Genomic DNA, 19,033 nt, shown 5'->3' with positions numbered 1-19,033 from the left:
CAGGCTGCAGCCGATACCTTAGAAGGATGCTTCGCACGATCGATCTGCGCGGACGCGCGCTCTCGCCCGCCGAGCTGCTGGGCGTCGTCCCGCGCGCCACGGCCGCCCGCGCCGAGGCGTACGCCGCCGCCGCGCAATTGGTGGATGACGTCGCGCAGCGGGGCGAGGCCGCGCTGCGCGAGCAGGCCGAGCGGTTCGACGGCGTCACCGGGCACGCGCTGCGCGTTCCCGACGCGCACCTCGACCAGGCCCTCGCATCCCTCGACCCGGCGGTGCGGGCCGCGCTCGACGAGGCCATCGTCCGCGTCCGCGAGGCCTCGGCCGCGCAGGTCCCGCCCGCGCGCGAGACGATCCTCGCTCCCGGAGCCCGGGTGCTGCAGCGCTGGCAGCCGGTGCGTCGCGTGGGCCTGTACGTCCCCGGCGGCAAGGCGGTCTACCCGTCGAGCGTCGTGATGAACGTCGTCCCGGCTCAGGTCGCTGGCGTCACCGAGGTGGCCCTCGCATCGCCGCCGCAGCGCGCGTTCGACGGTCGCGTGCACCCGGTGATCCTCGCCGCGGCACGCCTGCTGGGCGTCTCGGAGGTCTACGCGGTCGGCGGGGCGGGTGCCATCGGAGCGTTCGCGCACGGGGTCCCCGAGCTCGGCCTCGAGCCCGTCGACGTCGTCACCGGGCCCGGCAACAACTTCGTCGCGGCGGCCAAGCGCGCCGTCGCCGGACTCGTCGGGACGGACTCCGAGGCCGGCGCCACAGAGATCCTGATCGTGGCCGACGGCACCGCCGACCCGCGACTGGTCGCCGCCGACCTCATCAGCCAGGCCGAGCACGACGAGCAGGCCTCGGCGGTGCTCGTGACGTGGTCCGAGACCCTCGCCGCGGCGGTGGCCGACGAGCTCGCCGCGCGGGCGCCCCGCACGCGCCACGCCGAGCGCGTCGCGACCGCCCTGTCGGGACCGCAGTCCGCCACCGTCCTCGTCGACGACCTCGCCGCGGCCACCGCGTTCAGCAACGCCTATGCGCCCGAGCACCTCGAGCTTCAGTTCGCCGACCCGCGTCCCGAGGACTTCGTCCACGCCGGCGCGGTCTTCGTCGGCGCCCACGCCCCGGTCAGCCTCGGCGACTACCTCGCCGGCAGCAACCACGTCCTGCCCACCGGCGGCCAGGCGCGCTACGCGTCGGGCCTGTCGGCATCCACCTTCCTGCGCCCCCAGCAGGTCATCGAGTACGACCGTGACGCGCTCGCGCAGGTCCGCGACGCCATCGTGACCCTCGCCGAGGCCGAGGCGCTGCCGGCGCACGGCGAGGCCGTCACCGTGCGATTCGAGGAGTGAGCGCCCATGCACTGCCCGTTCTGCCGCCACCCCGACTCCCGCGTCATCGACTCGCGCACGAGCGATGACGGCCTCAGCATCCGTCGCCGCAGGCAGTGCCCCGAGTGCGGCGGACGCTTCTCGACGATCGAGACGGCGAGCCTGAACGTCATCAAGCGGTCCGGGGTCATCGAACCGTTCAGCCGCGAGAAGGTGATGTCGGGCGTCCGCAAGGCGTGCCAGGGACGACCGGTCACCGAGGCCGACCTCGCGATGCTCGCCCAGAGCGTCGAGGAGTCCGTGCGGCAGACCGGCGCGTCGCAGATCGACACCAACGAGATCGGCCTGGCGATCCTCGGGCCGCTGCGCGAGCTCGACGAGGTCGCCTACCTGCGCTTCGCGAGCGTGTACCAGGCCTTCGACTCGCTCGAGGACTTCGAGGCGTCGATCGCGCAGCTGCGCGCCGACCATGCCGGTCGCCCGTCCGCCGGCGAGGACGGCGCCCGGTAATCTGGCAGGGATGTATCCCCTCCTCTTCCGGACCGTGCTCTCGCGCATGGATCCCGAGACCGCGCACCACGCGGGAATGACCGTCATCCGGATGCTGGGAAGGGCGCCGCTGTCGTGGATCGCCCGCGCCGCGACCCGGCCCGACCCGTCCCTGCGCACGACGGCGCTCGGGCTGGCCTTCGACTCCCCGTTCGGCGTGGCCGCGGGGTTCGACAAGGACGTCCACGGGGCGCGAGGCCTCCACGCGCTCGGCTTCGGCCACGTCGAGGTCGGCACCCTCACCGCCGTCCCTCAGCCGGGCAACCCGCGGCCGCGGCTGTTCCGCCTGATCCCCGACCGCGCCGTGGTCAACCGCATGGGGTTCAACAACGGCGGTGCCGAGGCCGCCGCGCCGCGGCTTCGCGCGCTGCGGTCGGCGAAGCGCCGCGCGGTGATCGGCGTGAACATCGGCAAGAGCCGCGTCGTGGACGTCGCCGCCGCCGCCGCCGACTACGTCCGCAGTGCGACGCTGCTCGCGCCGCTCGCCGATTACCTCGTTGTCAACGTGTCATCGCCGAACACGCCGGGGCTCCGCGGACTGCAGGCCGTCGAGACGCTGCGCCCGCTGCTGTCGGCCGTCCACGCCGCCGCCGGCGCGACGCCCCTGCTGGTGAAGATCGCCCCGGACCTGCCGGACGACGAGATCGAGGCGATCGCCGCACTCGCGGTGGACCTGGGCCTTGCGGGACTCATCGCGACGAACACGACGATCTCGCGCGAGGGGCTCACCACCGACCCGGCCGTCGTCGCCGCGGCGGGGGAGGGCGGGCTCTCGGGCGCGCCGCTCAAGGCGCGATCGCTCGAAGTGCTGCGTCTGGTGCGCGCCGTCGTCCCCGCGGACTTCTGCGTCATCTCGGTGGGCGGCGTCGAGACGGCCGCCGACGTGCGCGAACGGCAGCTGGCCGGCGCGGACCTCGTCCAGGGCTACACCGGCTTCCTCTACCGCGGGCCGCTGTGGGCCCGGCAGATCAACCGCGGGCTCGCCGCCCTGCCGCCCCTCAGGGCTTCTGACCGCGCTTGACCTGAGGCTTCGGCAGGCGCAGGAAGCGCATCTGGATCGAGCGCATGGCGGCGTACCACCCGAGGCCGCGCTCCATCCGCTCGGCGCCGAAGCGCTCCTTCACCGCGCGCTTGACGTTGATCGCGGTGAGGATCATGTCGCCGATGACGAAGAAGATGAAGACCCACAGCACCACGAACGAGTAGAACTGCACCTCGGCCACGGGGATGAAGGTGGCGATGATGACGACGATCATCGCGGGCATGACCAGCTCGCCCAGGTGGAAGCCGGAGTCGACGTAGTCGCGCACGAACTTGCGCTGCGGCCCCTGGTCGCGCGCGGGCAGGTAGCGGGGGTCGCCGGCCGCGAGACCCACGCGCGCCTTCTCGCGCTGCGCGGTCAGCTCCGCCCGGGCCCGCGCCTTGGCCTCCTTGGTGTCCGCGACCAGCGGACGCTTGCGGGCGGCCTCGCGCTCGGCGCGCGTCGGGGTGGGGCGCCCCTTGCCTCCGGCGCCGCCGGCGACAGCGCCGGATGCGTCCTCGGGGGTGGGGGAGGCAGGTGTCTTGGCCACGGATGATCCTCGGGGGTGCGGGACGGGGTGTGCTTAAGATTACCCGCATGACATCCGAGCTCTCCCGCCCCGACGCCGTCCGCGAAGCCGCGGCCGGCGGCATCCCCACCGCGCTGGCCGATCTGGGGTCGCTCGTGCGCATCCCCTCGATCGCGTTCCCCGGCTTCGACCCGGCCGCCGTCGCGCAGAGCGCCGAGGCGGTCGCCGAGCTCGTGCGCGGCACCGGGCTGTTCGAGACCGTCGAGCTGCGCCGGGCCGCCGTCGACGACACCGACGAGATCGGCATGCCCGCCGTCATCGCCCGCCGGCCCGCGCGCAACGGCCGGCCGACGATCCTGCTCTACGCCCACCACGACGTCCAGCCCGTCGGCGACGAGTCGCTGTGGGAGTCGCCGCCGTTCGAGCCGACGGTCCGCGACGGCCGGCTGTACGGCCGGGGGGCGGCCGACGACAAGGCCGGGATCATGGTGCACATCGGCGCCCTGCGCGCGCTTCGCGAGGCGCTCGGCGACGACTTCGACCTCGGCGTGGCGCTGTTCTTCGAGGGCGAAGAGGAGGCGGGCTCGCGATCCTTCGCGCGGTTCCTCAGCGACAACGCCGACGTCCTCCGCGCCGACGTCATCGTGGTGGCCGACTCCGGCAACTGGGATGCCCGGACGCCCGCGCTCACGGTGTCGCTCCGCGGCAACACGCGGTTCACGATGCGCGTGCGCACCCTCGAGCACGCGTCACACTCCGGGATGTTCGGCGGTGCAGTGCCCGACGCGATGATGGCCACCGTCACGCTGCTGTCGACCCTGTGGGACGCCGACGGGGCGGTGGCCGTCGAGGGCCTGACCGAGCGGGATGCCGAGACCCCCGACTACTCCGAGGAGACCCTGCGCGACGAGGCGGGCCTGCCGGATGCCGTGCGCCCCATCGGCCGCGGGAGCATCCTCAGCCGCATCTGGAACAAGCCGTCGATCACCGTGACCGGGATCGACGCGCCCAGCGTGCGCGAGGCGTCCAACACGCTGTCGCCCGAGATCACCGTCGTCATCAGCGCGCGCGTGGCGCCCGGCCAGCAGGCGCGCGACGCGTACGCGGCGATCGAGGCGCATCTGCGCGCCCACGCGCCGTTCGGCGCGGAACTGGAGTTCTTCGACCAGGACTTCGGCAACCCCTTCCTCGTCGACACCGGCGGGTGGGCGATCGAAGAGGCACGCGCCGCCCTCGAGCAGGCCTACGGGCCCGCGCCGGTGGACATGGGCGTCGGCGGGTCGATCCCCTTCATCGCGGACCTCGTGCGGGAGTTCCCCGGCGCGCAGATCCTCGTGACGGGGGTGGAGGACCCGCACGCACGGGCCCACAGCCCGAACGAGTCGCTGCACCTCGAGACCTTCCGCAACGCCCTGGTCGCCGAGGCGCTGCTGCTGGAGCGCCTGGACGCGCGCGAGGCCTAGCCGCACGCCGCCCCCCCCTGCCGCCCGGGCAGGCGGTCGGTCCGGCCCGCCCCCGATCCCGTGCAGAACTCCACGGGACCGGGTGCGGGAGTGACGCGGGTGCGGGTGGGCGCGCCCCAGTGCACCGGATCGGTGGAGTTCTGCACGCGGGGCCGTGGCCCCGGCCCATCCGGCCGGCGCTCGGGGCGGAATCGGGCCGGCGGCCGCGGCGCCGCGCCGGATCCCGGCACGGCGCGTAGAATCGTCGCATCGCCGCGTTCCCACGCGGCCCGGAAGAGGAGTGCCATGACCGACACCGCACTGACGACCGACCCGTCCGTCCGCGAGCACGGCGTCGCCCTGACCGATGCCGCCGCCCAGAAGGTCAAGAGCCTGCTCGAGCAGGAGGGGCGCGACGACCTTCGTCTGCGCGTGGCCGTCCAGCCCGGCGGATGCAGCGGACTGATCTACCAGCTCTACTTCGACGAGCGCTTCCTCGACGGCGACAAGGCCGTCGACTTCGGCGGCGTCGAGGTGATCGTGGACGACATGAGCGTGCCGTACCTCGACGGCGCCACGATCGACTTCAAGGACACCATCTCGGAACAGGGTTTCACCATCGACAACCCGAATGCCGCCGGCAGCTGCGCCTGCGGAGACAGCTTCCACTGAGTTGCATCCATGCGGCCCGGATCCCGCTCATTCGCAGGGATCCGGGCCGTCTTTCTGCCCTCTCAACGCGCGGCGAACCTGGGTGGTTGGCCAGAGATGCGTGAGAGGTTGCCCTAGACTGGCGACAGTCACATTTCGAAACTGGAAAGGTGCGCCCGTGCCCTCGAAACGCCGTCTCCGCTGGGCCCTGATTCCCGTCGGGATCGCCACGGCCGTAGCCCTCGCCGGCTGCACGCCGACCGAGCTGAACGGGTACCTGCCCGGATTCGTCGAGGACGGTGAGCCCACGACCAACCGCACCGAGATGGTGTCGGGTCTGTGGACGAACTCCTGGATCGTGCTGCTGGTGGTCGGCCTCATCACCTGGGGTCTAATGGCCTGGGCCGCGATCGCCTACCGTCGCCGCCGCGGCCAGAGCGGCCTGCCGGTGCAGCTGCGGTACAACATGCCGATCGAGATCTTCTACACGGTCGTGCCGCTGATCCTCGTCGTCGGCTTCTTCGCGTTCACCGCCCGCGACCAGACGATTCTCGAGACGCAGTACGAGGACCCGGACGTGTCGATCACCGCGATCGGCAAGCAGTGGGCGTGGGACTTCCAGTACAACGGCGAGTCCGAGTCCGACACCGTGTGGTCGATGGGCGTCCAGGCCCAGACCAACGAGCGCGGCGACGTCGTCTCGGAGCTGCCCACCCTGTACCTGCCGGTCGACAAGACCGTGCAGATCAAGCTGCAGTCGCGTGACGTCATCCACTCCTTCTGGATCATCGACTTCCTGTACAAGAAGGACATGTACATCGGCAAGGACAACTACTGGTCCTTCACGCCGACCCGCGAGGGCTCGTACGCCGGCAAATGCGCCGAGCTCTGCGGCGAGTACCACTCGATGATGCTGTTCAACGTCGAGGTGGTCAGCGAAGCCGAGTACGAGGACTACCTCGCCTCGCTCGAGGCCGCCGGCCAGACCGGCGACATCGACGACGCGTACGACCGTCTGCAGAATCTGCCCGGAACGGGCGCCGCGTCCGAAGGGAACGAGTGATCATGGCGACGACGCTTCCTCTGCAAGAGAAGGCCTCGGGTCGGCCCACGACCCTTCCGCCTCGCCAGGCGGCGCTGCTGAGCGCTTCGCGGGTCGAGAACAAGGGCAACATCATCGTCAAGTGGATCACCTCCACCGACCACAAGACGATCGGCTACCTGTACCTGATCTCGTCCGTCGTGTTCTTCATGCTCGGCGGCGTGATGGCCCTCATCATCCGCGCTGAGCTGTTCGAGCCGGGGATGCAGATCATCCCGACCAAGGATCAGTACAACCAGCTGTTCACGATGCACGGCACGATCATGCTGCTGATGTTCGCGACGCCGCTGTTCGCCGGGTTCGCCAACGCGATCCTGCCGCTGCAGATCGGCGCCCCCGACGTCGCGTTCCCGCGTCTGAACGCGTTCGCCTTCTGGCTGTTCCTGTTCGGCTCGACCATCGCCGTCGCCGGCTTCCTCACCCCGCAGGGCGCCGCGGCGTTCGGCTGGTTCGCGTACCAGCCGCTGGCCAACGCCTCGTTCTCGCCCGGAGCGGGCGGGAACCTCTGGATGCTTGGCCTCGGCATGAGCGGTTTCGGCACGATCCTCGGCGCCGTGAACTTCATCACGACGATCATCACGATGCGCGCTCCCGGCATGACCATGTGGCGGATGCCGATCTTCTCGTGGAACACGCTGGTCACCAGCATCCTGATCCTGATGGCGTTCCCCGTGCTGGCGGCCGCGATCCTCGCCGCCGCGTCGGACCGCGTCCTCGGCTCGCACATCTACGACCCCGCGAACGGCGGCGTGCTGCTGTGGCAGCACCTGTTCTGGTTCTTCGGCCACCCCGAGGTATACATCATCGCGTTGCCGTTCTTCGGCATCGTCTCGGAGATCTTCCCGGTCTTCAGCCGCAAGCCGATCTTCGGCTACAAGACGCTGGTGTACGCCACGATCGCCATCGCGGCGCTGTCGGTGGCGGTGTGGGCCCACCACATGTACGTCACGGGCGCGGTGCTGCTGCCCTTCTTCGCCCTGATGACGATGCTCATCGCGGTGCCGACGGGCGTGAAGATCTTCAACTGGATCGGCACGATGTGGCGAGGGTCGGTCACCTTCGAGACCCCCATGGTCTTCGCCCTCGGGTTCCTGGTGTCCTTCGTCTTCGGCGGACTCACCGGCGTCATCCTGGCCTCGCCGCCGCTGACCTTCCACACCTCGGACTCGTACTTCGTCGTGGCGCACTTCCACTACGTGGTGTTCGGCACCGTCGTGTTCGCGATGTTCGCCGGCTTCTACTTCTGGTGGCCCAAGTGGACCGGTCGCATGCTCAACGAGCGCATCGGCATGGTGCACTTCTGGCTGCTGTTCATCGGCTTCCACATGACCTTCCTCATCCAGCACTGGCTGGGCGTGGACGGCATGGTCCGCCGCTACGCCGACTACTCCGAGGCGGACGGCTGGACGTGGCAGAACCAGGTCTCGACCGTGGGCGCCATCATCCTCGGCGCCTCGATGATCCCGTTCCTGTTCAACGTCTGGATCACCTCGCGCAAGGCGCCCAAGGTGACCGTGAACGACCCGTGGGGCTACGGCGCGTCGCTCGAGTGGGCGACCTCGTGCCCGCCGCCGCGCCACAACTTCACGTCGATCCCGCGGATCCGCAGCGAGCGCCCGGCGTTCGATCTCAACCACCCCGAGGCCGGCATCCCGGTGGGCGTCGGCCCGGCGAAGGACGCCCCCGAGGCTCCGGTCGTCGACGCCGCTGATGGAAAGGTGAAGTAAGTGCGCACCAACACCGGTCTGTGGTGGCTGCTGGCGGGATTCTTCGGACTCGTCTTCGCCATCTACACAGTGTGGAACCTGATCTCGCACAGCGGTGACTTCGTCACCCGGATCGAGTGGGTCGGCACGGTCGCGCTGCTGTTCACCGCGTTCATGTCGGCGCTGATCGCCTTCTATGTGGGCAAGGTGCACAAGGCGCAGGGCGGCGAGCTGCCCGAGGACACCCTGACGGCGGACATCGACGACGGCGACCCCGAGCTCGGCGAGTTCAGCCCGTGGTCGTGGTGGCCGATCGTGCTGGCCTTCTCGGCCGCGCTCGGCATGATCGGCCTCGCGGTCGGCGCCTGGATGATGCCGATCGGCATCGCGGTCTTCGTGGTCGCGATCGTCGGCTGGGTCTACGAGTACTACCGCGGGTACTTCGCGCGCTGAGCGCCCTCAGAACGCCCGAACCGCCTCTGTCCTTTCCCGGGACAGGGGCGGTTCGTCTTCGGCGCCTCAGGCGCGGCGTGACCGGCCTCAGGAGGTCGCGGGCGCCCTCACGACCATCACCTGCGGGTCGAACGTGCGGGCAAGCGGTCCCTCGTCGTTCTCGACGGGCTGCCCCTCCCGCATCCAGTACTCGTAGCCGCCGATCATCTCGCGGACGGCGTATCCCAGCCGGGCGAACTCCACCGCGCCCTTGGCGCCGGCGTTGCACCCCGGGCTCCAGCAGTAGACGACCACGGGGATGCCGGGATCCAGCTCCTGAGGCGCCCGGCGCGCGATGTCGCGGTAAGGCATGTGCACGGCCCCGGAGATCCGACCCTGGTGCCACGCCTCGTCGCTGCGCACGTCGACGAGCACGAAGGCGTCTCCGGCCTTCTGCGCGGCATAGACGTCCGAGGCGTCGGTCTCGTGGGTGAGCTTGGCGGTGAAGTAGGTGAGCGCGTCGGTCATGCCCCCACGGTACGACGAAGCGCCTGGCGTCCTCGCGGGGGAGGAGCGCCAGGCGCCGTCGTCTTTCTGCCGGATCGCGTCAGCGGTTACTGATCGCGTTCCTTCTCGCGGTTGCGCGGGGCCTTCTTGCCGGCCTCGGGCTCGGGGACGATCACGTTCGAGGGGCGGTTGGCCGTCTCGGAGTTGTGGCCGTCGTCGATCGGCACGTGCGGGGCGTCGGGGACACCGGCGCGCTCGTGGGCACCCTGCAGCTCCACGTCCTCTTCGGCCGCGATGTGCTCCAGCGTGTGGTGCTGGTGGGCACGGGCCTCGACGAGCTCGGCCTGCGTGAGCGGGGTCAGCCGGTCCTCGAAGAACCAGCGCGAGATCGACGCGCGCAGGTTCTGGTGCCAGGCGATGCGTCCGCGGGCGTTCGGGCGGACGACCAGGGGCTCGTACGTCTCGAAGTCGACGAGCTTGTAGAGCTCGTACTCGTCCACCGGCTGGTGGACCTCGATGTACTCGCCGCCGGGCAGCCGGACGATACGGCCCGACTCGTACCCGTGCAGGGCGATCTCGCGGTCCTTCTTCTGCAGCGCGATGCAGATGCGCTTGGTGACGAAGTAGGCGATGATCGGGCCCAGGATGAGGGCCGCCTGCAGCGTGTGGATGACCCCCTCCATCGTCAGCATGAAGTGCGTGGCGATGATGTCGGACGAGGCCGCGGCCCACAGCACCGCGTAGAACGTCACGCCGGCCGCGCCGATGGCGGTGCGGGTGGCGGCGTTGCGGGGACGCTGGGCGATGTGGTGCTCGCGCTTGTCACCGGTGATCCACGCCTCGATGAAGGGGTAGAGCAGGACGATGACGATGAACACGCCGAGGCCGACGAGCGGGATCAGGATGTTCCAGGACCAGGTGCGGTCGAGGAAGACGAACTCCAGGTGCGGCGGCACCAGTCGAAGCGCGCCGTCGGCGAAGCCGATGTACCAGTCCGGCTGGGTGCCGGCCGAGACGGGGGAGGGGTCGTACGGGCCGTAGTTCCAGATCGGGTTGATCGTGAACAGCGACGCGATCAGGACCAGCACGCCGAAGGTGATGAAGAAGAAGCCGCCCATCTTGGCCATGTAGACCGGCATCATCGGGAAGCCCACCACGTTGCTGTTCGTCCGGCCGGGGCCGGCGAACTGCGTGTGCTTGTTGATGATCATCAGCATGAGATGCACGACCAGCAGGCCGACGAGGATCGCGGGCAGGATCAGGATGTGCAGGGCGTACAGGCGTCCGACGATCGCGGTCCCGGGGAACTCGCCGCCGAACAGCAGGAACGAGGTCCACGTGCCGATGAGCGGGATGCCCTTGATCATGCCGTCGATGATGCGCAGGCCGTTGCCCGAGAGGACGTCGTCCGGCAGCGAATAGCCGGTGAAGCCCTCGCCCATCGCGAGGATGAACATCACGAAGCCGATGACCCAGTTGAGCTCGCGCGGCTTGCGGAACGCGCCGGTGAAGAACACGCGCAGCATGTGGACGCCGATGCCGGCGACGAACACGAGCGCGGCCCAGTGGTGGATCTGGCGCACCAGCAGGCCGCCGCGGATGTCGAACGAGATCTCGAGGGTCGAGGCCATGGCCGCCGACATCTCGATGCCACGCATCGGGATGTAGGCGCCGGTGTAGTGCACCTCGGCCATGGAGGCCTGGAAGAAGAACGTCAGGAACGTGCCCGTGAGGAGCACGACCACGAAGCTCCACATCGCGATCTCGCCGAGCATGAACGACCAGTGGTCGGGGAAGACCTTGCGGCCGAGCTCCTTGACGAAGCCGGACAGGCTCGTGCGCTCGTCGATGTAGTTGGCGGTCGCGCCGACGAAGCGGCCGCCCAGCGGCTTCTCACGCGTCGAGGACGCGCTGTTGGTGTCGTCGGTGACGGTCGAGGTGCTCAATGACGCTCCCAGAAGCTCGGGCCGACAGGCTCGGTGAAGTCGCTGCGAGCGACGAGGTAGCCCTCGTCATCGACGGTGATCGGCAGCTGCGGGAGCGGCCGGGCGGCCGGGCCGAAGATGACCTTCGCCTGGTCGGTGACGTCGAACTGCGACTGATGGCAGGGGCACAGCAGGTGGTGGGTCTGCTGCTCGTACAGCGCGACGGGGCAGCCGACGTGCGTGCAGACCTTGGAGTAGGCCACGATGCCGTTGTACGACCAGTCCTTGCGGTCGTCCGGCTCGATCAGCTGCTCGGGGAGCAGACGGACCAGGAGCACGAGGGCCTTGGCCTTCTCTTCGAGGTAGCCGTCCTCGTGCGAGAGCTCCGCGAGCGGCTCGGGGATGACGTGCACGGCCGAGCCGAGGGTGAGGTCCGCGGCGCGGATCGGCTTGCCCGTCGGGTCGTGGGCCAGGCGCATGCCCTCTTCCCACATCGTGTGCCGAAGCAGGGCGACGGGGTCACCGGCCATGGGGCTGGCGGCGGTGCTGTGCGGGGCGAGACCGCGGAAGAGCACGATTCCGGGTGCGACCGAGGCGACCAGCGCCGCGATCAGGGAGTTGCGGATCATCACGCGGCGTCCGAAGCCGGACTCCTCGTTCGCGTCGGAGAACGCCTGGATGGCCGCGGCGCGGACGGTGTCGCGACCGCGCGTGGCGTGACGCGCCTCGACGTGCTCCTTGTCGGACATGATCGCCTTGGTCCAGTGGATCGCGGCGACGCCGATCGCGAGCAGGGCCAGGCCGATGCCCAGGCCGATGAAGAGGTTGTTCGAGCGGATGTCGACGATCAGGCCGCTCTCGATCGGGAACAGCATGTAGGCGGCGATGGCCCAGATGCTGGCGGCGACCGAGATGTAGAACAGCGTGTAGACGGTGCGCACCGCGCGCTTCATCGCGGCCGGGTCCTTGTCGGTCATCCGCTCGCGGTGCGGCGGCATCCCCGGTGCGAGCACCGGGTCGCTGACGGCGACGGCCAGACCCGGAGAGGGCTTCCACGAATTCCGCTCGTGCACGAGTGCGTCTTCCTCGTGTGCCATGGTGCTCCTAGTTCTTCTGCGTGTGTCGGGGGCTCATCAGTTGGATTTCGCCGTGATCCACACGGTGATGGCGATCAGCGAGCCGATGCCGAAGATCCAGATGAACAGGCCCTCGGAAACCGGGCCCAGGGAGCCGAGGCTGAAGCCGCCGGCCGATTCGTTCTCCTGCAGGAACAGCAGGTACGTGACGATGTCGCGCTTCTCTTCGAGCGTCAGCGTCATGTCGTTGAACACAGGCATGTTCTGCGGGCCGGTGACCATCGCCGCGTACATGTTCAGTGGGGTGGTGGTGTGCAGCGCGGGAGCGTACTTGCCCTCGGTGAGCGCACCGCCGGCGCCGGCCACGTTGTGGCACATGGCGCAGTTGATGCGGAACAGCTCGCCGCCGTGAGCGGCATCGCCCTCGCCGTCGAGCACCTCGTCGGCGGGGTAGCTGGGGCCGGGGGCCACGCTCTGGACGTAGGCGCCGATCGCGGCGGTCTGCTCCTCGGTGAACTGCACCGGCTTCTGCGGGGCCTGCGGGCCCTGCATCTGCAGCGGCATGCGGCCGGTGCTCACCTGGAAGTGCACCGAGAGCTCGCCCACGCCGTACAGCGACGGGCCGTCGTTGGTGCCCTGCAGGTCGAGACCGTGACAGGTGGCGCAGTTGGCCTGGAAGAGCTTCTTGCCGTCGTCGACGGTGAGTGCGGAGGTGACCGCCGTGGGCTCCTCGGTGGCTGCCATCGCGGCCGAGGCGCCCGCGTAGGCGCCTCCCGTGATCAGCAGGCCGACGCCGATGAGTGCTGCGGCGGCCCAGGGGCTCCGGCGCCCGTTCGAGCGGCGCGTCGTTGCTCGTGCCATGTCGGGAATCAGCTCCGCTCTTATTTCAGGAAGTAGATGACGAGGAACAGGGCGATCCAGACGACGTCGACGAAGTGCCAGTAGTACGACACGACGATCGATGAGGTCATCTCTTTGCGCCCGAAGTTCTTGACGGCGTACGCGCGCCCGATCACGAGCAGGAAGGCCACGAGGCCACCGGTGACGTGCAGGGCGTGGAAGCCGGTGGTGAGGTAGAACGCCGACGCGTACGAGTCGGCCGAGATCGGCATGCCCTCGTACACGAGCTGGGCGTACTCCCACACCTGACCCGACACGAAGACCGCGCCGAGGGCGAAGGTGAGCCAGAACCACTCGACCATGCCCCAGCCGAGCCAGCCGCGCTTGCCGGTCGAGTACGGCTGGAACCGCTCGGCGGCGAAGACGCCCATCTGGCAGGTCACCGACGACAGCACGAGGATGATCGTGTTGACGGTGGCGTAGGGAACGTTCAGCAGCTCGGTGCGGTCCGCCCACAGTTCAGGGGAGGTGCTGCGGAGGGTGAAGTAGATCGCGAACAGGCCCGCGAAGAACATCACCTCGCTGCCGAGCCAGACGATGGTGCCGACGGCGACCGGATCGGGCCGCTTGACGGACCGCATCGCCTGAGAGTAGGTCGCAGTGGAGGTCGTCACGCTGACCATTATGGCCGATTCCCGAGGGGGAGATTCGCATCGAAGGTCACCGATTCGCCTCGATTCGGTCTTTGACCCGGCCCTGAGGAGCCTGGAAGGGAGCTTCGAACTCGCCGAGTAGGCTCTGCAGTCATGGCGGAGCTCTACACCTGGCCCAATCTGCTCACCTCGCTGCTCGAGCGGCGCGACCTCAGCGTGTCGGAATCGACGTGGGCGATGCGCAAGGTGATGGCCGGCGAAGCCACCCCCTCGCAGCTCGCGGGATTCCTCGTCGCGCTGCGCGCGAAGGGCGAGACGATCGACGAGGTGGTGGGCTTCCGCGACGCGATCCTCGAGGCCGCGCTGCCGCTCCCGGTGGACGCCGCGGTGCTCGACATCGTCGGCACCGGGGGCGATCGCTGGGGCACGGTCAACGTCTCGACCATGGCGGCTGTCGTGGCCGCGGCATCCGGTGTCCCCGTCGTCAAGCACGGCAACCGCGCCGCCAGCAGCAAGTCGGGATCCTCCGACGTCCTGTCGGCCCTCGGCGTCGACCTGAGCCTCACGCCCGAGGCCGTCGCCGCCACCCTCGCCGAGGTCGGCATCACGTTCGCCTTCGCCGCCGCGTTCCACCCGGGCTTCCGGCACGCGGGGCCGACGCGCGGCGAGCTCGGGGTGCCGACGGTGTTCAACTTCCTCGGGCCGCTGTGCAACCCCGCGCGCGCCGAGGCCAACGCGGTCGGGGTCGCCCAGCTCGAGCGGGTGCCGCTCATCACGGGCGTCTTCCGCACGCGCGGCGCGACGGCGCTGGTCTTCCGCGGCGACGACGGCCTGGACGAGCTGACCACCACCGGTCACAGCCGCATCTGGGAGGTCAGCCGCGGCGACGTCCACGAGCACGATCTGGATCCCCGGGATCTCGGCATCCCGCTGGCCGACATCGGCGACCTGCTCGGCGGTCAGCCGGCCGACAACGCCGCCGTGGTGCACCGCGTCTTCGCTGCCGAGGCGGGGCCCGTCCGCGACATCGTCCTGCTCAATGCCGCCGCGGGAATGGTGGCCTATCGCCTGTTCCGGGATGCCGGGCAGGCGCAGCGTCCGATCCTGGAGCGTCTCGCCGAGGCCATGGCCGAGGCGGCGCAGGCCATCGACAGCGGCGCGGCCGCGGCGAAGCTCGAGGCCTGGGCGTCCGCCACGCGCCGGCTGGCGTAGGCCGTGGATCCGCACGACGCGCTCCTCGAGATCGCCACCCTGCTGGAGCGGGAGCGCGCGTCGCGGTACAAGTCGCAGGCGTTCCGCACCGCCGCGGGCGCCATCGCCGGGCTGAGCGACGAACAGCTTCGGGATGCCGCGGCCCTGCGCCGCCGCAAGGGCGTCGGGGAGTCCTCGCTCGCGGTCATCCAGGAAGCGCTGTCGGGGCGCGTGCCCGCCTATCTCGCCGACCTGCGGGAGCGCGCGGGCGTGCCGGAGGCCTCGACCCTGCGGCCCCTGCTGCGCGGCGACCTGCACTCGCACAGCGACTGGTCCGACGGGCTGACGCCGATCGGGTCCATGGTCGACGCGGCGAAGGCCCTCGGCCACGAGTACCTCGCCCTCACCGACCACTCGCCCCGCCTGACCGTCGCGCGCGGGCTGTCGCCGGAGCGCCTGCGCGAGCAGCTCGAGGTGGTCGCCGGATTCCGCGACGACTCCTTCACGCTGCTTTCGGGCATCGAGGTCGACATCCTCGACGAGGGCGGCCTCGACCAGGAGGACGCGCTGCTGGCGGAGCTGGACATCGTCGTCGCCTCGGCGCACTCGAAGCTGCGCATGGAGCGCGCGCCGATGACGCGGCGGCTCGTGGCGGCGGCATCCCACCCGCGCGTCGACGTCCTGGGTCACGTGACGGGGCGCCTGGTCGAGGGCTCGCGTGGCACGCGGCCGCCGTCGACGTTCGACGCCGAGGCGGTCTTCGCCGCGTGCGCCGCGCACGGCGTGGCCGTCGAGATCAACTCCCGCCCGGAGCGGCAGGATCCGCCCGACGACCTGCTGGCGCTCGCCCTCGAGGCCGGCTGCCTGTTCTCGATCGACTCCGACGCGCACGCTCCCGGACAGCTCTCGCTGCTGGACCACGGGGCGGCAAGAGCCGAGCGGGCGGGTGTGCCCGCGGAGCGCATCGTGACGACATGGCCGCTCGAGCGGCTGCGCGAGTGGACGGAGCGGCGACGCTGAGCGGGCCCGGGGGCCTCGCCGGGGCACGCGTCCCGCTGCTGGTGGTCGCTGGTGTGCTGGTCGCCTCGCTCAGCCTGCGAGGACCGATCCTCGCGGTGACCCCGGTGCTGCGCGACATCGAGCGGGACCTCGGCATCGGGTCGGCCACGGCGGGGCTGCTCACCACCGCGCCGGTGCTGATGTTCGCCGTGCTCACGCCGCTCGCCGCTCTCTTCATCCGGCGTGCGGGCGCCGAGACCGCGCTGATGGCGTCGCTCGCCGGGGTGCTCGCCGGCACCTTCGTGCGGGCGCTGCCGGGCTTCGGCGCGATGCTCGCCGGGATGCTGGTGATCGGCGCCGCGATCACGATCGGCAACGTCGTGATCCCCGTGATCATCCGCCGCGAGGTCCCGCCCGCGCGCGTCGCGCTGGTGACGGCGGCATACACCGCCACCCTCAACGTCGGATCGCTGGTCACCTCGCTGCTGACCGCGCCGCTGGCCGAGCTCGTGGGGTGGCCGGCGGCGATCGCCGCGTGGTCGGTGCTGAGCATCGCCGGGGTCGTGCTGTGGGGCCTGCACGTGCGGCGAGCGAGGGGCCGTGACCGGTTCTCGGGGGCGCCCGCACCGGTGCGGCGGCCCGCCGTCGCGGCATCCGACGGCGAATTCGGCCCCGACGCGCTGACCGGGCCGCTGCCGGTGGTCGAGCGCACCAGCGGGTCGATGCTGCGGCGGCCGGTCACCTGGCTGCTCGTGTGCGCCTTCGCGGCGCAGACGACGATGTACTACGCCCTGTCGACGTGGCTGCCCGCCTTCGCCGCCGACGAGCTGGGGCTGTCGCGCTCGGCGGCCGGGGGTGTCGCATCGCTTTACCAGGGCGCGGGCATCCTCGGCGCCTTCGTCGTCCCGCTGCTCGCGCGCGTGGGTCCGCGGCTGCTGGCGCCGCTGGTCATCTGCGCGTCGTGGCTCGTCCTCACCGTCGGGCTGCTGGCGGCGCCCGGCCTGCTGTGGCTGTGGCTCACGCTCGGTGCGATCGGGCACGCGGGCGGCTTCGTGGTCATCTTCGCCGCGCTCGTCCAGGTCTCGCGGTCCGACGGCGAGGCCGCGGGGATGTCGGCCCTCGTCCAGGGCGGCGGCTACCTCGTGGGGGCCTCGGGCGGCCCGGTCATGGGCGCCCTCTTCCAGGCCGCGGGAGCGTGGACCCTGCCGCTCGCCGGGCTGCTCGGGCTCTCGGGCGTCTACTGCGTGCTGCTGCTGGCGGCCGTGCGGGCCTCTCGGCGCGCGACGGGCTGACCGCCGGTCACACCCCGTCGAGGGCGGCGAGCACGCGATCCATCGCGCCGCCGAGGCCCTCGCGCTCGGCGAGCGCGGCCGCCGCCCGGCGGACGTCGTCGCCGGGCGGGATGAGCCGCGACTCCACCGGCTCGAGGTCGAGGTCGCGGACGACGCCGACGACCCTCGGTGCGACGGCGAGGTAGCTGCCGGCTGCCGCGATCTTCGCCTGCACGCCCGCCGACATGCCGTGGCCCGCCGACGCGGCCGACAGGATGCCGGGCAGATCGCCGTGGGCGGCCAGCAGGCTCGCCGCGGTCTTGTCGCCGACGCCCGCGACGCCCGGCAGCCCGTCCGAGGAGTCGCCGCGGAGGGTGGCGAAGTCGGCGTACTGCGACGGCAGCACGCCGTACTTCTTCACCACGACGGCGTCGGTGACGACCTCGAGGTTGCTCATGCCGCGTGCGGTGTAGACCACCCGCACGTCGCGCCCGTCGTCGACGAGCTGGAAGAGGTCGCGATCGCCCGTGACGACGTCGACCGGCATCGTCGCGTGCGTGGCGAGGGTGCCGATGACGTCGTCGGCCTCGTGCTCGGCCGCGCCGACGATCGGGATGCCGAGCGTGCCCAGCGCCTCGCGGATGAGCGGCACCTGAGCCTCGAGCGGGTCGGGCACGACCTCCACGTCGGGACCGCCGTCGACGACGTCGGCCACGCGGTGCGTCTTGTACGACGGGATGAGGTCCACGCGCCACTGCGGGCGCCAGTCGTCGTCCCAGCAGGCCACCAGGTGCGTCGGACGGTAGGTGGTGACGAGCTTGGCGATGATGTCGAGGAACCCTCGCACCGCGTTGACCGGCATCCCCGAGGGGGACCTCACCGAGTCGGGCACGCCGTAGAACGCGCGGAAGTACAGCGACGCGGAATCCAGGAGCATGAGGCGGTCGGGCACGGGGCTCATCCTGTCACGCCGGGCACGGACATTCGCCGACATCGACGGACGGGGGCGAGGGAGGCTGTCGTATCGTGTGCCCGTGAGCACCCTGGTCGAGCGAGCGAAGGAGCTCGCCGCACTCCACTCCGCCCCTGAGATCCTGCGCGTCGTGAACGTCTGGGACGTCATCTCGGCCCGCGCCGTCGCCGATCTCGAGCAGACCCGCGCCATCGCCACCGCCGGGCACTCCATCGCAGCGACGTTCGGCTACGGCGACGGCGACCGCATCCCCGTCGAGCTGATGCTCGACATGGTCGGCCGCATCGTCGACGCCGTGGGGGATCTGCCGGTGACCGCCGACCTGGACTCCGGGTTCGGCGACCCCGGCGAGACCACGCGCCTGGCGATCGCGAAAGGCATCGTCGGCGGCAACGTCGAGGACGGCATGCGCCCGTTCGGCGAGTCCGTCGCCGCGGTCGAGGCGGTCATCAGAGCCGCCGACGCCGAAGGCGTGCCCTTCGTCCTGAACGCGCGGACCGACGCCCTGTGGCGACGCGGCGACCGGCCGCTGGACGACGCCGTGGCCGAGGCCGTCGAGCGCGGGCGCGCGTATCTCGACGCCGGAGCGGACCTGGTCTTCGTGCCCGCGGTGCTCGACGCCGAGACCACGCGCCGGCTGGTCGACGGGCTCGGCGAGCGCAAGCTGAGCGTCGTCGGCGTGCCGGGTGCCCTCACCGCGGCGGAGTACGAAGCCCTCGGCGTCGCGCGCATCTCGTACGGCCCGACGACGCAGCGTGTCGCCCTCACCGCCCTGCAGGACCTCGCCATCGACCTGTACGGCGACGGCGTGATCCCCGGCTGGATGCGTCCGCTGAACTGAGGCGCCGCCGGCATCCTT

Annotated in this window: 19 protein-coding genes; 12 read left to right on the top strand and 7 right to left on the bottom strand. The window is 70.7% G+C overall.

The features are described from left to right. Nucleotides 1-26: 26 nt before the first annotated feature. From hisD to ACYVF4_RS12485, 3 genes are read left to right on the top strand one after another with little or no spacing between them, the layout of a single operon-like run. Nucleotides 27-1,328: a histidinol dehydrogenase gene (gene hisD, locus ACYVF4_RS12495; RefSeq protein ID WP_460723267.1), complete on the top strand. Its 1,302-nt coding sequence runs from the start codon at nucleotides 27-29 to the stop codon at nucleotides 1,326-1,328. A gap of 6 nt (nucleotides 1,329-1,334) precedes the next feature. Further along, nucleotides 1,335-1,817 (top strand): transcriptional regulator NrdR, encoded by a 483-nt coding sequence (nrdR, locus tag ACYVF4_RS12490; protein ID WP_460723265.1) that lies wholly within the window; start codon nucleotides 1,335-1,337, stop codon nucleotides 1,815-1,817. 10 nt (nucleotides 1,818-1,827) lie between these two features. Beyond that, a complete protein-coding gene (locus ACYVF4_RS12485; RefSeq protein WP_460723263.1) occupies nucleotides 1,828-2,877 on the top strand; it encodes a quinone-dependent dihydroorotate dehydrogenase in 1,050 nt (349 codons plus the stop codon). Here ACYVF4_RS12485 and ACYVF4_RS12480 read toward each other — a convergent pair. Continuing rightward, a complete protein-coding gene (locus ACYVF4_RS12480; protein WP_460723261.1) occupies nucleotides 2,855-3,427 on the bottom strand; it encodes a DUF3043 domain-containing protein in 573 nt (190 codons plus the stop codon). The two genes, ACYVF4_RS12485 and ACYVF4_RS12480, sit on opposite strands and share 23 nt — an antisense overlap. Nucleotides 3,428-3,474: 47 nt before the next feature. On the opposite strand from ACYVF4_RS12480, the gene ACYVF4_RS12475 reads away from it, so the two are divergent. The 5 genes from ACYVF4_RS12475 to ACYVF4_RS12455 all read left to right on the top strand — a co-directional run bounded on the left by ACYVF4_RS12475 (nucleotide 3,475) and on the right by ACYVF4_RS12455 (nucleotide 8,760). Continuing rightward, nucleotides 3,475-4,869, top strand: a complete 1,395-nt coding sequence (locus tag ACYVF4_RS12475) for a M20/M25/M40 family metallo-hydrolase (RefSeq protein ID WP_460723259.1) — start codon at nucleotides 3,475-3,477, stop codon at nucleotides 4,867-4,869. A gap of 285 nt (nucleotides 4,870-5,154) precedes the next feature. After that, entirely contained in the window at nucleotides 5,155-5,520 is a 366-nt protein-coding gene (gene erpA, locus ACYVF4_RS12470; RefSeq protein ID WP_460723257.1) for an iron-sulfur cluster insertion protein ErpA, read from the top strand. Between the two features lie 157 nt (nucleotides 5,521-5,677). After that, a complete protein-coding gene (ctaC, locus tag ACYVF4_RS12465; RefSeq protein WP_460723255.1) occupies nucleotides 5,678-6,562 on the top strand; it encodes an aa3-type cytochrome oxidase subunit II in 885 nt (294 codons plus the stop codon). Between the two features lie 2 nt (nucleotides 6,563-6,564). Beyond that, on the top strand, nucleotides 6,565-8,328 hold the full coding sequence (gene ctaD / locus ACYVF4_RS12460; protein ID WP_460723254.1) for an aa3-type cytochrome oxidase subunit I: 1,764 nt from the start codon (nucleotides 6,565-6,567) through the stop codon (nucleotides 8,326-8,328). Next, the gene (locus ACYVF4_RS12455; RefSeq protein WP_460723252.1) at nucleotides 8,329-8,760 is read left to right on the top strand and encodes a cytochrome c oxidase subunit 4; all 432 of its coding nucleotides are present in this window, start codon (nucleotides 8,329-8,331) and stop codon (nucleotides 8,758-8,760) included. 87 nt (nucleotides 8,761-8,847) lie between these two features. On the opposite strand, the gene ACYVF4_RS12450 is transcribed toward ACYVF4_RS12455, so the two are convergent. The 5 genes from ACYVF4_RS12450 to ctaE form a co-directional block, all read right to left on the bottom strand. Beyond that, nucleotides 8,848-9,267: a rhodanese-like domain-containing protein gene (locus ACYVF4_RS12450; RefSeq protein ID WP_460723250.1), complete on the bottom strand. Its 420-nt coding sequence runs from the start codon at nucleotides 9,265-9,267 to the stop codon at nucleotides 8,848-8,850. 86 nt (nucleotides 9,268-9,353) lie between these two features. Beyond that, nucleotides 9,354-11,192 (bottom strand): cytochrome bc1 complex cytochrome b subunit, encoded by a 1,839-nt coding sequence (gene qcrB / locus ACYVF4_RS12445; protein WP_460723248.1) that lies wholly within the window; start codon nucleotides 11,190-11,192, stop codon nucleotides 9,354-9,356. Continuing rightward, nucleotides 11,189-12,268 (bottom strand): cytochrome bc1 complex Rieske iron-sulfur subunit, encoded by a 1,080-nt coding sequence (gene qcrA, locus ACYVF4_RS12440; RefSeq protein WP_460723246.1) that lies wholly within the window; start codon nucleotides 12,266-12,268, stop codon nucleotides 11,189-11,191. Before qcrA ends, qcrB begins: the two co-directional genes overlap by 4 nt. A 36-nt stretch (nucleotides 12,269-12,304) precedes the next feature. Then, on the bottom strand, nucleotides 12,305-13,108 hold the full coding sequence (gene qcrC / locus ACYVF4_RS12435) for a cytochrome bc1 complex diheme cytochrome c subunit (protein WP_460723244.1): 804 nt from the start codon (nucleotides 13,106-13,108) through the stop codon (nucleotides 12,305-12,307). 20 nt (nucleotides 13,109-13,128) lie between these two features. Beyond that, the gene (gene ctaE / locus ACYVF4_RS12430) at nucleotides 13,129-13,770 is read right to left on the bottom strand and encodes an aa3-type cytochrome oxidase subunit III (protein WP_460723242.1); all 642 of its coding nucleotides are present in this window, start codon (nucleotides 13,768-13,770) and stop codon (nucleotides 13,129-13,131) included. Between the two features lie 123 nt (nucleotides 13,771-13,893). Between ctaE and trpD the strand changes: the two genes are divergently transcribed. The 3 genes from trpD to ACYVF4_RS12415 are packed head-to-tail and all read left to right on the top strand — an operon-like array spanning nucleotide 13,894 to nucleotide 17,222. Continuing rightward, on the top strand, nucleotides 13,894-14,952 hold the full coding sequence (trpD, locus tag ACYVF4_RS12425; RefSeq protein WP_460723240.1) for an anthranilate phosphoribosyltransferase: 1,059 nt from the start codon (nucleotides 13,894-13,896) through the stop codon (nucleotides 14,950-14,952). Nucleotides 14,953-14,955: 3 nt separating this feature from the next. Then, nucleotides 14,956-15,951 (top strand): PHP domain-containing protein, encoded by a 996-nt coding sequence (locus tag ACYVF4_RS12420; RefSeq protein WP_460723238.1) that lies wholly within the window; start codon nucleotides 14,956-14,958, stop codon nucleotides 15,949-15,951. Then, nucleotides 15,906-17,222 carry an MFS transporter gene (locus tag ACYVF4_RS12415; protein WP_460723236.1) on the top strand — a complete coding sequence of 439 codons (1,317 nt, stop codon included), beginning with the start codon at nucleotides 15,906-15,908 and terminating at the stop codon, nucleotides 17,220-17,222. The genes ACYVF4_RS12420 and ACYVF4_RS12415 overlap by 46 nt, the downstream gene beginning before the upstream one ends. A gap of 7 nt (nucleotides 17,223-17,229) precedes the next feature. Here the strand turns inward: ACYVF4_RS12415 and ACYVF4_RS12410 are convergent, their stop codons facing one another. Further along, nucleotides 17,230-18,153 carry a 5'-3' exonuclease gene (locus ACYVF4_RS12410; protein WP_460723234.1) on the bottom strand — a complete coding sequence of 308 codons (924 nt, stop codon included), beginning with the start codon at nucleotides 18,151-18,153 and terminating at the stop codon, nucleotides 17,230-17,232. Between the two features lie 82 nt (nucleotides 18,154-18,235). Here ACYVF4_RS12410 and ACYVF4_RS12405 point away from each other — a divergent pair, with 82 nt between their 5' ends. Next, nucleotides 18,236-19,015: an isocitrate lyase/PEP mutase family protein gene (locus ACYVF4_RS12405; RefSeq protein WP_460723232.1), complete on the top strand. Its 780-nt coding sequence runs from the start codon at nucleotides 18,236-18,238 to the stop codon at nucleotides 19,013-19,015. Nucleotides 19,016-19,033 lie beyond the last annotated feature (18 nt).

Source organism: Microbacterium aureliae, from assembly GCF_054780155.1.
This window is presented reverse-complemented; position numbering and strand designations above follow the sequence as displayed.